Raw genomic sequence first — 14003 nt, 5'->3', positions numbered from 1 at the left:
ATTTTCGAGTAGTGTAAAAGTGAAAAATGTTAATTCCAACTAATTTTACTAGATATCAGAAAAAATTACAAAAAATCAGATGATTTCCTCACTCCCGCTCTTGTCCACGCCCATTATCTCTCTGTTCAGACTTTTACTGCTGGGAAGACGGTAGATCACGACCATATCCTCATCCTCGTCTATGATTTCCCTTATACCCATTTTCACTTCTTCAAGATCTGCCGGTGTGATTTCACCCTCAAAAACAGAATTCTGAATCCATGTTAGATATCTCCTCAAGAACTTCTTTATCCTGTTGACTCTATCAACATTCACATCATAAACAACGATTACGTACATCACCACCACATCACGAAGGGTTTGTATTTTTCAACTCCAATCAAATGCTTTGCAAGCTTATAACATTCAAGTCTTATCAGGCGCTGGTATGAGACATTCCTACCAAGACCTCTATGCTTAACGGTCGTGTTAAGTTTATCATTATATGCGGAAAGAAACTTCCTCTTCCCGCTTTCGTTTAGCAGAACGCTCTTCAGATCCCTGTTGAAATCACCTTCACTAACAATCCCCTTGTTTACAAGATAGAATATTGTTCTATCAACTATCATCGGCTTGAAGAGTTCGGCAATGTCAAGTGCCAGGCTAAACCTCCTTTCGGACGGTTCATGCAGGTAAGATATGGCTGGATGAAGCTGGGTGTGGTAGATCTCGGATAACACGGTAGAGTAAAGCAGGGAGTTGCCAAAGCTGATCATTGCGTTAACTTCGTTCTCCGGTGGCTGTCTGCTCCGCTTCCCGAATTCAAAGTTCTTGAGAATTGAATCGAAGGCTGAATAGTATGCATTCCTTGCCGTTGCCTCTGCACCCATGATCTCGGCAACAGTTTTAGCGTTAGCCAAGCTCTGGAGTGCATTTTCCACCTCTACTCTGAAATCGTTTAACCCGTAATATGCCAGAACCTTACTCATGTTTAAAATCGAGCCCTCGACAAAAGCCTTTGCGAGGAAAAGCCGCTTCTCTTCGTCAATATGGTGCTGTACCTGTTTTACAACCATATCTCCTGAAATCAGGGTTTCTCTGGGATAAAAACTTCCAACATAGAAGCCAGAACGATTGAAAAAGTGTATGCATACACCTTCGCTTGCAAGCAACGATAGAGCTTTAGATGTGACACTTAAAGAGCCCAGAGCATAGATTGCATATATTGCGTTGATAGGGATTGGTTTCTTTCCGTCCTTATTTTCGAAATAGATCGTATTTTCGTACCTTTTCAGCTTACCATCCGAAAGTATGTAGTAATTCTTTTTCTTCATAAAACCACCTGTTCTTTTTCTTCATAAAACTATTCTTTTTTCTTCATAAAACCACCTACGCAAAACAGAATTCAAAGTATGCACATTTTCTGCATATTTTTCTGTATTCCGGTTTAGGCATAGGGCTATTGATTATTTTCTCAATATCCATTAGAATCTCTTTGATTTTGGTTTCATCCTCTCTACTGAGTTCAATTTCAATGTTTTCCCTTCGCTTGGGGAAGGAAATTACGGCCCTGGCATCTATACCAAATTTTTTGAGAAAATACAGGTAGTAAAGGGTCTGGTATATGTACGAGTCCTCCATCTTTCTGGACTTTTTTATCTCCCTTATCTCGAGGATATTGCCAACCCTGACGACGTCGATTGCAATGGGACCTATCTGAACTTCCTTTTCATCCCTTTTGAAAACCTCTCTGTGGATGAGCTTTCCAAGTTTAACAGCATCACTTTCGTGCTCCATTGTGATGTTGTGACTGAACAACCACAATTTCGTTTTGCAGATGAAATAATAGTTGACCTGAGTTCCCTTGATGTACATCTCAGATATCATTTACATATTTTTGAATCTAACCAAATATAAATCTTTGTAAAGATCTTTCAAAACTTTAATTCGTCTATGTTTATTCTATCTCTTTTTTCTCCAATTTGTAAATTGAGAATTCCTCGTGACTTTCATTCGATTTAACGGTTTGAGACCAATTCGTCCATCTTTTTATTTGGTAATTTTATTGGTTAAATTTGTTATTTTTATTTTCTTCTTTTACTGAATGGCAGGTTTATGAGAAGCTATCTAAGACATACCCTGCCAGATTTTATTTAAATTGAAATAAGCCTGGTTAGAGAAAGTTAAATTGGAAACAGGATCAATTGAGAAAGTCGTCCATCCTTATAAATGAGTTGCATTACTGGAGATCGACGACAGAGGGTCGCTATAGCACCCAGTAGAAAACTATAAATTGGAAAAAGAAGGAAAATTACCGAGGGTTAAAATCAGACTATTGTAGGATTGAAAGCAGGAGTGGCGACGGGAGTAAAACAATTCCTGGATATAGTTAAAATCAGACTATTGTAGGATTGAAAGGTGCTTAGGACAAAGTATGGATACAACTTTATCTTTTTGTTAAAATCAGACTATTGTAGGATTGAAAGCTCCGTAAACTGATAGTTGAACATAGACACTGGGATTTGTTAAAATCAGACTATTGTAGGATTGAAAGTCTGGTATGGTTTCAGTATATGTGATTTCTGTCCAGGTTAAAATCAGACTATTGTAGGATTGAAAGTTGCTTAACTTCTTGGCATACTCTGGATCAACATGCAGTTAAAATCAGACTATTGTAGGATTGAAAGAGCAGCATCATGAACGGGAACAGGTCAATGAGCATCAGCGTTAAAATCAGACTATTGTAGGATTGAAAGGTAGTGTACCCCATGCTTCCTCATCTCCTCAAAGCTCAGTTAAAATCAGACTATTGTAGGATTGAAAGTTTCTTTGTTCTTTCGTAATAATCTTCTGGAACATCGAGTTAAAATCAGACTATTGTAGGATTGAAAGCAGGAGTGGCGACGGGAGTAAAACAATTCCTGGATATAGTTAAAATCAGACTATTGTAGGATTGAAAGCTAAGTATATCTGAAACATCGATCTGCAACTTTTCAGGGTTAAAATCAGACTATTGTAGGATTGAAAGATTAGGTATGCTTTTACTTCACCAATCCACTCCCCTAGTTAAAATCAGACTATTGTAGGATTGAAAGAAATCTGTCACCTTAGCCGCTGTTGCCCGTGACCACTTGTTAAAATCAGACTATTGTAGGATTGAAAGTTAACCTCACTCCACAACCACTCGATCCCCGTCAAAGGTTAAAATCAGACTATTGTAGGATTGAAAGGTAGATGTTGAGTTGTTTTTTAATACCACTGGGACAGTTAAAATCAGACTATTGTAGGATTGAAAGCACCAATCGCAGATGCGGGCGTATCTACGGTTTAGTTTCTTTTTCAGTTAAAATCAGACTATTGTAGGATTGAAAGCTGTGTGAAGTGTGGAAACTTATTGGACAGTGACGATTGTTAAAATCAGACTATTGTAGGATTGAAAGGAATCCATAGATATCTTAACTGCTTCCACTAGTTTTTCGTTAAAATCAGACTATTGTAGGATTGAAAGCAGAAGGGATTGCAAACTCAATAGAATCCGCAGTAGAGTTAAAATCAGACTATTGTAGGATTGAAAGCTATTTTGTCTATTAGCTCGACGACGACATTGAACAGAGTTAAAATCAGACTATTGTAGGATTGAAAGCTGGAAGAGGGATAACCGCCGGAAAGCCAATCCCGAAATGTTAAAATCAGACTATTGTAGGATTGAAAGGTGAGCTACGAGATCGAGATCAACAAGCTTGAGTACTAGTTAAAATCAGACTATTGTAGGATTGAAAGCTTTCCTTCAGGCGGATGAAATTCTTGTGGAAGATCTTGTTAAAATCAGACTATTGTAGGATTGAAAGAGATTATTGGTCAGGAGTTTAACCTTAATCTGGTACTGTTAAAATCAGACTATTGTAGGATTGAAAGCGTCTGGAATCCTCTTATCAATCACCTTCATCTTGCGTTAAAATCAGACTATTGTAGGATTGAAAGCATTCGTAGCAACGAGGGGTTTCATCAATCTCGTCGATGGTTAAAATCAGACTATTGTAGGATTGAAAGGTAAACAGCGAGCTTGTTCAGTCCCGTGAGCGTGAACTCAACGGTTAAAATCAGACTATTGTAGGATTGAAAGCAGAAGGTTGTTGTGGATATGTCGGGAATGGGAGCAGGTTAAAATCAGACTATTGTAGGATTGAAAGGTTGAGTATTTCGAGACCAGAGACTTTCTGTTGCTGAACAGTTAAAATCAGACTATTGTAGGATTGAAAGAAAAATGCTTTAACACTATCAGCAGCACCAAGAACTGAGTTAAAATCAGACTATTGTAGGATTGAAAGGCACATTTTGACAACTCTTTTCTTATCGAGGTTCTGAGCGAAGTTAAAATCAGACTATTGTAGGATTGAAAGAAGTACAACGCCCACCCCTTGTTTGTATTCACAAGCGTGTTAAAATCAGACTATTGTAGGATTGAAAGACTGCTATCAGATGTTGCCGCTCCGCCTACGCTGGCTGGTTAAAATCAGACTATTGTAGGATTGAAAGCCCCACTTTCTCTTTACTATATCTTTCAGCATACCTCTTGTTAAAATCAGACTATTGTAGGATTGAAAGCGTTTACTGCTTTGATTTTTAGAGTAGTTCGCTCTTCGTTAAAATCAGACTATTGTAGGATTGAAAGTCACCCAATACTATCTTTGTCACTCCGTATATAAAAATGTTAAAATCAGACTATTGTAGGATTGAAAGAAACCATATTGCGACGGGTGCACATTTGTTAAACTTGTTAAAATCAGACTATTGTAGGATTGAAAGGAACTGTTTTGTTCAAATAACCTTGTCTGTAAAGCTCAGTTAAAATCAGACTATTGTAGGATTGAAAGTTTTTCCTCAAAGGTGTAAAAGCTCCTAACAAAAACCGTTAAAATCAGACTATTGTAGGATTGAAAGTATAACTCTAAGGTTATTACATGCAGATGTATTGATGTTAAAATCAGACTATTGTAGGATTGAAAGGGGATTCGTGGTATTTCATTACACGGCTCTGATATTTCAGTTAAAATCAGACTATTGTAGGATTGAAAGATATAAGAGAGGTGAGCAGTCCATGAACTTCAGCAATACAGGTTAAAATCAGACTATTGTAGGATTGAAAGTGCGATATAGTTACAAACACACAGGATACTGCTTTATGTTAAAATCAGACTATTGTAGGATTGAAAGGCGATATCTACGATAACAACATCAGTCTTTCTAAACAAGTTAAAATCAGACTATTGTAGGATTGAAAGATAGTTTTCGACATAGAAACCACTGGACTAAATCCATTCACGTTAAAATCAGACTATTGTAGGATTGAAAGGTTTTGGTTTGTGGCGACGGTTCTCTGAGAGACTACCTGTTAAAATCAGACTATTGTAGGATTGAAAGTTATATCATAATCCTTGGGCGTCTGTCCTTTGTAATACGTTAAAATCAGACTATTGTAGGATTGAAAGACAATGTCATAGTTAGTGCCATCTGAAGCATATCCCTTGTTAAAATCAGACTATTGTAGGATTGAAAGACAATATTGTTCGGATTTCAGGATTGGTCAAACTTTTATTTAGGTTAAAATCAGACTATTGTAGGATTGAAAGTATTTGCAATAATCAATATATACTATGTTAAACAAGTGTTGAATGTTAAAATCAGACTATTGTAGGATTGAAAGGCTTTCAATCCAAAAGTAAAGCTGTCCTGAGTTGTTAAGTTAAAATCAGACTATTGTAGGATTGAAAGCAGTACTCCACATAAGGAGGTATTGCATGCGAAAACTTGTTAAAATCAGACTATTGTAGGATTGAAAGAGGATGCAGATTCATAAACCCTCCCATCTTGAAGTCGCCAACGTTAAAATCAGACTATTGTAGGATTGAAAGTGTTCATGTCTGCTTGTGGAATTTTGTTGTTGATGGTGGTTAAAATCAGACTATTGTAGGATTGAAAGTGCGGTGGAAGGCTCGAGGCAACAGATGTGGGCTGGAGATGCAGGTTAAAATCAGACTATTGTAGGATTGAAAGTCCGAAATATTCACACATAACAGCCTCAGGAACATGTTTGTTAAAATCAGACTATTGTAGGATTGAAAGACAAAATGGGCGAATGCACATACATGTAGTTATTTTTGTTAAAATCAGACTATTGTAGGATTGAAAGCGTCAATTTCTCTAATAAACCTCTCCGCTTCATCAAACTCCGTTAAAATCAGACTATTGTAGGATTGAAAGATCCTTCTTAATTGGATCCCAACTACCAAGAGTGAGCCGTTAAAATCAGACTATTGTAGGATTGAAAGTCTCATTGTAAAAGAGTCTCGTCATGAATCCAACATTGTTAAAATCAGACTATTGTAGGATTGAAAGGATCTGAACCTCGACTTCGATGTTTGATGGATCTTTCTGTTAAAATCAGACTATTGTAGGATTGAAAGGCTTGTTTATTGATGCGATAAAATACAAACTTTGAATGTTAAAATCAGACTATTGTAGGATTGAAAGAACAGCAGAACAAGACGCATGCTCGGAAAAGTTAGAAAAGTTAAAATCAGACTATTGTAGAATGGCGAATTCATTCCTGCAAAGATACCATTTCCAATTGATTCCTCAGAGACCAGCCATTGTGAAAAAATTTTACGCATCTATTTAATATCTACCAAAAATTTTTTATAAGCCGTTTCAACAATGCACAAAAAACAAATAGAGGTGCCAGACATGAGAAAACTGCTGAGTGTCGGTTTTGTAATTGCACTGATTCTGGCAATAGCAATTAGTGGGTGTGCTGGAACAAACAAAACTACAGAACCGTCCACTCCACCTTCAGAAGGTGCAAAGGAAGAAACCAAGAAGGTGGAGAGCAAGCCAAATGTGGTTATTTACGGATACGTAAGCGAAATGACCACATTGGATCCGAGCACAGAGTTCTCTAACTCAATCATTATTCTGCCAAACGTTTACGAATGTCTTGTTAAGTACACTCCAGAAGGTTTGAAGCCGTGGCTCGCAACCTCCTGGGAGAGCAACGAAGATGGAACTGAATGGATATTCCACCTGAGAAAGGGTGTAAAGTTCCACAGCGGAAACGAACTGACCGCTGAAGACGTTAAGTGGTCAATTGAAAGAACTGTCAGAATGGGGCTCGGTGCATCATTCATCTGGGATCCGGTTGAAAGTATAGAGGTTGTTGATGACTACACCATCAAATTCAAGCTCAAATATCCAGCCAACCTGCCACTGATAGCGTCTTCTTCTTACGGCGCATACATAATGGATAGCAAGTTGCTTTCGAAGATTGGAGACGATGAAACTATTGCAGATTACCTGAACAAGGGACACGACGCAGGAAGCGGGCCATACACAATAGAAAAATATGAGCCAAAAACCGAGGTCGTGCTCAAGAAGTTCGATGAATACTGGGGTGGGTGGAGCGATGATCAGTTCGACATAGCAATCATAAAGATAGTCCCGGATGCTTCGCTCAGAGAACAGATGGTTGCAAGTGGAGAGATTCACATCGCAAGAGACCTGCCATTGGACGACATTCCTAAGCTTCAGCAGGATCCAAACGTTGTTGTTAAGCAGAAGTCCTCCTATCAGGAGCTTTACGCAATGCTGAACACCAGGAAGCCACCTTTGGACAACAAACTTGTCAGGCAGGCGTTGAGCTACGCTGTGCCTTATGAGGACATCGTAAAGTACGTGCTCCACGATTACGGCAAGGCAGCTAAGGGTCCGATACCACCCGGAATGCTCGGATACTTTGAAGACTTGAAGACATACACATACGACCCTGAAAAAGCCAAAGAGCTCTTGGAGCAGGCTGGCTATCCAAACGGAGGATTCAAGCTCGTTTTAACGTACACGAACGGAGATGAAGCTGAAGCGAAGGTTGCCGAAATTCTCAAGGCCGAGTGGGGCAAGCTGGGCATAGATGTAGAGATCAGGCCAATGAACTGGGAGCAGCAGTGGGCTTTGGCCAAGAGTGACCCAATGAAGGCACAGGACGTGTTCATATTCTACTGGTGGCCAACGTACCCGACACCGTACGATTTCCTCTTCAGCATGTTCCACAGTGAAGACGAGATAAACTTCAACCTGGCGTACTACTCCAACCCAGAGTTTGACGAATTAATTGACAAAGCGGTAGCGCTTGAAGGCACTAACATAGAAAAGGCCAAGGATCTATACAGGAAAGCAGAGGAAATACTCATGGAGGACGCCCCAGCGATATTCCTGTACTCACCAGACGACGTATACGTGATTCACAAGAGCGTTAAGGGATTCGAAGCGAACCCAGGATACCCGCAGGTGGTATTCTTCTACGACCTGCGTGCGACCTAATTTCTTTTTTCTTTCCTTTTATTTAAGGGAGTAAAATGAGGTACAGAGATTACGTGATTTACAGACTTATACTCGCAGTGTTTGTAATCTTTGGAGTTATCACAGTCGTATTCTTCATTTCGAGAATGATACCTTCTGATCCGGCAGCACTTTGGGTGGGAGCACATCCAACACCAGAGGCAATTGAAAAGGCAAGAAAAGAGCTTCACCTGGATGAACCACTGTTGAACCAGTATCTATACTACATCTCATCCCTGCTTAACGGAGATCTGGGAGTGTCGATAAGAACTCACAATCCCGTTGTCGATGACATAAAATCAGCCTTTACAGCAACCCTAGAACTCATTCTATTTGCTGAACTGCTTGCACTGATAGTTGGAATTCCTCTGGGTGTTTATTCAGCAGTTAAAAAGGACTCCTGGGTCGACAACTTCAGCAGGATCTTTGCGATAAGTGGTGTGTCTCTGCCAACTTTCTGGTTTGGTATAATCCTGCAACTGGCTTTCTTCAAGTACCTCCAGCTATTGCCTCTTGCTGGAAGGGTAGATTCCGTAATACTGCTGGAACATCCACTCGAAATTATAACAGGTCTTTACCTGGTTGATTCGCTAATCACTGGCAACATCCCCGTATTTGTAAACGCTTTGCATCACATAATTTTGCCAGCATTGACGCTTGCCATGTACCCAGTAGGGCTCATAACGAGGCAGGTTCGCTCAATGATGGTAGAAGTCCTTCAGGAGAACTACATAAAAACGGCGTTTGCATACGGGTTGCCTTCGAGAAAGATTTACTTCAAGTACGCCTTAAAAAATGCCATCGCTCCTGCTCTGATAACAGTTGGTCTATCGGTGGCGTATACTCTAACAGGCGCATTTTTGACAGAGATAATCTTCAACTGGCCCGGTTTGGGTAGATATGCCGCATACTCGATTCTGAGCATGGATTATCCGGCAGTTCTAGGAGTCACAATTGTTGCTGCAACCACGTACGTCATCGTTAACCTGGTCGTTGATCTCATTCAGGTATACCTAGATCCAAGAATAAAACTATGAGGGACGAAGATGAGGCGAAACGAAATCCTTAGAGTCCTACTTAAAAACAAGCTTTCCATAGTGGGTCTTTCAATAATAATCGCACTCATTCTGATTGCAATACTTGCACCAGTTTTAGCACCCTATCCAGAGCAGGCAATGGGGGAGCCAAACCTAAAGGAGAGGCTGCAGCCACCAAGCCCTGAGCATCCTCTCGGAACTGATGACATGGGTAGAGATATACTGAGCAGAGTAATCTACGGAGCAAGAACATCCCTCATGATAGGATTCTCCGTCGTTGCCATAGCATTGCTAATTGGTGTCCCTCTGGGGCTAATTGCGGGGTATGTGGGTAGAAAAATCGACCTCGTAATCATGAGGATAACGGACGTCTTTCTCGCATTCCCGCCGTTACTGCTTGCATTACTCATAGCCACAACGCTGGGGAGGGGGATGTTCAACGCTATCCTGGCGTTAGCGTTGAGCTGGTGGCCCTGGTACACGAGGCTTATGAGGGGGATGGTCGTTTCGGTAAAGGAAAGACCCTACGTTGAAGCGGCAAAAGCAATGGATATTGCCGAATGGAAGATAATGTTAAGGCATGTGCTTCCAAACTCAATATCGCCGGTAATCATTCAAGCTACAATGGATATTGGGTCGGCAATTCTCGAGGCTGCTGGTCTGAGCTTTCTCGGCCTGGGTGTTCAGCCACCAACACCCGACTGGGGTTTGATGGTTAGTGAGGGGAAGAACTACTTCCTGAACTACTGGTGGTATCCCGTATTTCCTGGTTTGGCGATATTCATCACAGTAATGGCGTTCAACCTGCTTGGAGATGCCGTCAGAGAGGCTATAGATCCGAGATTAAGGAGGAGATTCCTATGAAAGAACTCCTCACAATAAACGACCTGTACGTCAACTTTAGAACAATGTGGGGAACAGCGAAAGTTCTGAATGGTGTTAGCCTGAAGATACGAAAGGAGGAAATTTTTGGTTTAATTGGCGAGACCGGATGCGGGAAAAGCGTCACTGCGATGAGTATTTTAAGGTTGCAGCCTTCAAACGCCGAGGTTTACGGTGAAATAATCTTTAAAGGAGAAAATATTCTCGAGAAGTCAGAGGAGGAAATGAGAAAGATAAGAGGAAAAGACATATCAGTTGTGTTTCAGGATCCGATGACATCTCTAAACCCGCTCTTCAAAATCAAAGACCAGATGGTTGATGTGATAACGACTCATGAGGGGTTGAGCAAGGAGGAGTCTTTAAGGCATGCGAAGAAGTACCTTAAGTCGGTTGGTTTAGCGGATGTGGAACGAATCTTAAACAGCTATCCGCATGAGCTCAGCGGTGGAATGAGGCAGAGAGTATTAATAGCGATGGCACTGTCTTCCAACCCGTCTCTTCTAATAGCCGACGAGCCAACAACGGCATTAGATGTTACAATACAAAAGCAGATACTGGGGCTGATACTTGAGCTAAAAGAGAGTTATGGGTTCTCAGTTCTTTTGATAACCCACGATTTAGGCGTAGTTGCCGAGATATGTGATAGAGCCGGAGTTATGTATGCAGGAAACGTTGTTGAGGTAGCAAACACGGAAGAACTTTTTGAAAATACAATCCATCCGTACTCCAAAGCTTTGCTTTCAGTTGTTCCGGATCCAAGGCGTAGAAAGCATTTGAAGCCTTTAAAAGGCAGTGTTCCAAGCCTTATAAACCCACCAGACGGCTGCAGATTTCATCCGAGATGCGACTGCATGAAAGATGCGTGCACCAAGCAGAAGCCGGAGCTGATCGAATACTCGAAGGACCACTTCGTTGCATGTCATCTGTATGGAGGTGCAAAACAGTGATTAAAGTCGAAGGGTTGAAGAAATACTTCCCAGTAACGCAGGGGCTGATAAAGAAGAGAATTACATATTTAAAAGCTGTTGATGATGTCACCTTCACAATAAACGATGGAGAAACCTTTGGACTTGTTGGAGAAAGCGGGAGTGGAAAATCCACAACAGGAAGAACAATTCTGAGGCTCTACGAGCCAACGGATGGAAAAATATTCTTCAACGACATTGAAATAACGGCATTGCCTAAAAAAGAGCTGAGGAAAATAAGACCCAAAATGCAAATAATATATCAGGATCCCTATTCATCCCTAAATCCCAGATTGACCGTTTTTGACATAGTGGCTGAACCGTTGAAAGAACACCACTGCGAGGATGTTGAAGACAAGGTATTAGAGCTTCTGGAGGCTGTTGGGCTTAGCGAAGAGCACGCCAGAAAGTATCCAGACGAGTTGAGCGGCGGACAATGTCAGAGAGTCGCCATAGCAAGAGCACTATCTCTAAACCCGGAGTTTTTAGTGCTTGATGAGCCGACGTCAGCATTAGACGTTTCTGTTCAGGCGCAGGTATTGAATCTCCTTGAAAACCTTCAAAAGGAGATGAATCTCACGTACCTTTTCATATCCCATGATTTGGGAGTTGTCAGGTATCTAGCCAATAGAGTTGGAGTTATGTACCTCGGAAAGCTCGTTGAAATTGGATCAATAGGTCAGGTTTTCGATAACCCCCTTCATCCATATACAAGATTGCTTTTAGATTCAATTCCAATTCCCGATCCGAAAGCACGCTCTATTGAAAAGGGAATTGTTGCAGGAGAAATTCCGAGTCCGATGGACCCACCAAAAGGTTGTCGCTTTCATACGAGGTGTCCGTTTGTAAAGGATGTTTGTGAAAGGGAAGAGCCGGGCATGGTTGAGGTTGAGAAGGGACATTTCGTAAGTTGCCATTTTGCGGGGGAGATATGACGTAGAGGTGATTCGTATGATACTCATCGTAGACCCCATTAAAGGTGAATTCGAAAAAAGTGTAAAGGAATATCTGAAAAAACACTACCCAAACGACGAGTTTGAAGTTTTCTCCCTGGATGAAGGTCCAGAGACAATAGAAAGCTTCACCCAGAAGACTATAGCCTGCTCAAAGCTTTTAGAGAAAATTGATGAGCTTAAAAAAGCCGATGCAATAGTAATCAACTGCTTTGCAGACCCCTGTCTGTTTGAGCTGAGAGAGAATCTGGCAGTTCCTGTGTTCGGAGCTGGCGAAACGACGATGCATGTAGCGGCAATGCTGGGAGAGTTTTCTGTGATAGGGCCTGGAGACAACATGATATCGTGGACGAGAATTCAGGCGAAGGAGTATGGGCTTTTTGATAAACTGATATCGGTGAAAAAAATCAGATTCTCCGTGGAAGACGTTATTGCAGGAGAAGAAGAACTTTACAAGGCAACGAAAGAGGCATGTACAGATGCAATAGATGATGGCGCAGATGCAATTATTTTGGGATGCACAGGCTTTACCAGCATCGCCGAAAGGCTGAAAGAGGAGATATGGCATGAATATCAGATTCCCGTTCTGGAGCCGTTGCTAACTACATACTCTGTTGCACGCTCTTTGAGCGTTTACCATGGAAAAAGAGGTCTGTTTGCTGGGAGGTGAAAAAGTGCGTGAATTGAGCGAAATTGAGCTTAGAGACATCATAGAGGGATGTACAGTTTTGGGAACTGGAGGTGGAGGAGATCCAAAAGAAGGCTGGGAAATGATCGAAAAAGAGCTGAAAAGTGGAAAGAAGTTCATGCTTGCCGGACTCGACGAAGTTCCCGATGATGGAATCGTCGCAATGCCGTACTTCGTCGGATCTGTATCGGGTAAAAAAGTAGAATCCGTCTATGAGGAGGGTGAAGGAGCCAGGTCATACAGGTTGCTGGAAGAGTACATGGGAAAAGAGTTCTGGGGTGTGATTTCAACAGAACTTGGAGGCGCAAATACTGCTGTGGCTCTTGTTACTGCAGCGAAGCTGGGATTGCCGATCGTTGATGGAGATCCGGCTGGAAGATCTGTTCCGGAGTTGCAGCATACAACCTACTACATCCTGGGCATCGGGATGACACCCTTCTCGGTTGTTACACCTCTGGGAGATGAAATCGTTATCTCCAAAGTTAAAGACGATTTCCAAGCTGAAAAAATTGTTAGAGGGATCGTGGCTTCTATTGGAACAGACGTTGGCGTTACATCCCATCCAATACCGGGTAAGCTCCTCAGAGATTCAGTTATAAAGGGTGCCATCAGCTATGCTTTGAAGATTGGAGAAGCGTTGAGGGCTGCAAGAGAAGAAGGAGAAGATCCGATTAAAGCACTCATAGGTGCCGGAAATGGCTTCCTGCTGTTTAAGGGAATAGCGTCGAAATCAAGCTGGAAAGACGAAGGAGGATTCACGATTGGTGAGTTCGAATTAAATGGAACTGGTGAATTTGAAGGAGAGACGTACAGGGTGTGGTTCAAGAATGAGAACCTGATTTCGTGGAGAAATGGCGAAGTGGACGTGACAATTCCGGATTTGATATGCGTTCTAACCCCCGACGGCCATCCGGTTACGAATCCAAACGTTCAGGAAGGAGAAGAATACGCGATCGTAGGACTTCCCGCACCGCAACTTTGGAGAACTCCAAAAGGACTGGAAATATTCGGACCAAAGAGTCTTGGACTTGAGATCGAGTACACACCAATTGAGGCAAAGTATGGAAAATAAACATCCTACCTTTCTTCTTTTTGTTCGCTGAAATTCAAA

10 protein-coding genes and 1 CRISPR repeat array are annotated in these 14003 nt (G+C 41.5%); of the genes, 7 read left to right on the top strand and 3 right to left on the bottom strand.

Annotated elements, in window-relative coordinates; genetic code table 11:
* Positions 1-75: 75 nt before the first annotated feature.
* Genes cas2 through cas4 form a run of 3 tightly spaced genes read right to left on the bottom strand, consistent with a single transcriptional unit; the run spans position 76 to position 1866 of the window.
* Positions 76-339, bottom strand: a complete 264-nt coding sequence (gene cas2, locus ASULF_RS06155; protein WP_015590841.1) for a CRISPR-associated endonuclease Cas2 — start codon at positions 337-339, stop codon at positions 76-78.
* Complete coding sequence (gene cas1b, locus ASULF_RS06150; RefSeq protein ID WP_015590840.1) at positions 339-1313, bottom strand: type I-B CRISPR-associated endonuclease Cas1b; 975 nt, start codon at positions 1311-1313, stop codon at positions 339-341. The genes cas2 and cas1b overlap by 1 nt, the downstream gene beginning before the upstream one ends.
* 55 nt (positions 1314-1368) lie before the next feature.
* Positions 1369-1866, bottom strand: coding sequence for a CRISPR-associated protein Cas4 (gene cas4 / locus ASULF_RS06145; RefSeq protein ID WP_015590839.1), 498 nt, complete (start codon positions 1864-1866; stop codon positions 1369-1371).
* A 433-nt stretch (positions 1867-2299) separates the two neighbouring features.
* A CRISPR array of direct repeats spans positions 2300-6579; the repeat unit is 30 nt; unit sequence GTTAAAATCAGACTATTGTAGGATTGAAAG.
* A 144-nt stretch (positions 6580-6723) separates the two neighbouring features.
* On the opposite strand from cas4, the gene ASULF_RS06140 reads away from it, so the two are divergent.
* The 7 genes from ASULF_RS06140 to ASULF_RS06110 are packed head-to-tail and all read left to right on the top strand — an operon-like array spanning position 6724 to position 13964.
* On the top strand, positions 6724-8349 hold the full coding sequence (locus tag ASULF_RS06140) for an ABC transporter substrate-binding protein (protein WP_015590838.1): 1626 nt from the start codon (positions 6724-6726) through the stop codon (positions 8347-8349).
* A 35-nt stretch (positions 8350-8384) separates the two neighbouring features.
* Positions 8385-9404 (top strand): ABC transporter permease, encoded by a 1020-nt coding sequence (locus ASULF_RS06135; protein WP_015590837.1) that lies wholly within the window; start codon positions 8385-8387, stop codon positions 9402-9404.
* Positions 9405-9413: 9 nt separating this feature from the next.
* The gene (gene nikC, locus ASULF_RS06130) at positions 9414-10268 is read left to right on the top strand and encodes a nickel transporter permease (protein ID WP_015590836.1); all 855 of its coding nucleotides are present in this window, start codon (positions 9414-9416) and stop codon (positions 10266-10268) included.
* A complete protein-coding gene (locus ASULF_RS06125; protein ID WP_015590835.1) occupies positions 10265-11233 on the top strand; it encodes an ABC transporter ATP-binding protein in 969 nt (322 codons plus the stop codon). Before nikC ends, ASULF_RS06125 begins: the two co-directional genes overlap by 4 nt.
* Positions 11230-12186: an ABC transporter ATP-binding protein gene (locus ASULF_RS06120; protein ID WP_015590834.1), complete on the top strand. Its 957-nt coding sequence runs from the start codon at positions 11230-11232 to the stop codon at positions 12184-12186. The genes ASULF_RS06125 and ASULF_RS06120 overlap by 4 nt, the downstream gene beginning before the upstream one ends.
* 16 nt (positions 12187-12202) lie before the next feature.
* Complete coding sequence (locus ASULF_RS06115; protein ID WP_015590833.1) at positions 12203-12874, top strand: aspartate/glutamate racemase family protein; 672 nt, start codon at positions 12203-12205, stop codon at positions 12872-12874.
* Between the two features lie 4 nt (positions 12875-12878).
* Complete coding sequence (locus tag ASULF_RS06110; RefSeq protein WP_015590832.1) at positions 12879-13964, top strand: DUF917 domain-containing protein; 1086 nt, start codon at positions 12879-12881, stop codon at positions 13962-13964.
* Positions 13965-14003: the final 39 nt, after the last annotated feature.

The sequence above is a fragment of the Archaeoglobus sulfaticallidus PM70-1 genome (assembly GCF_000385565.1).
Taxonomy (GTDB): domain Archaea; phylum Halobacteriota; class Archaeoglobi; order Archaeoglobales; family Archaeoglobaceae; genus Archaeoglobus_A; species Archaeoglobus_A sulfaticallidus.
This window is presented reverse-complemented; position numbering and strand designations above follow the sequence as displayed.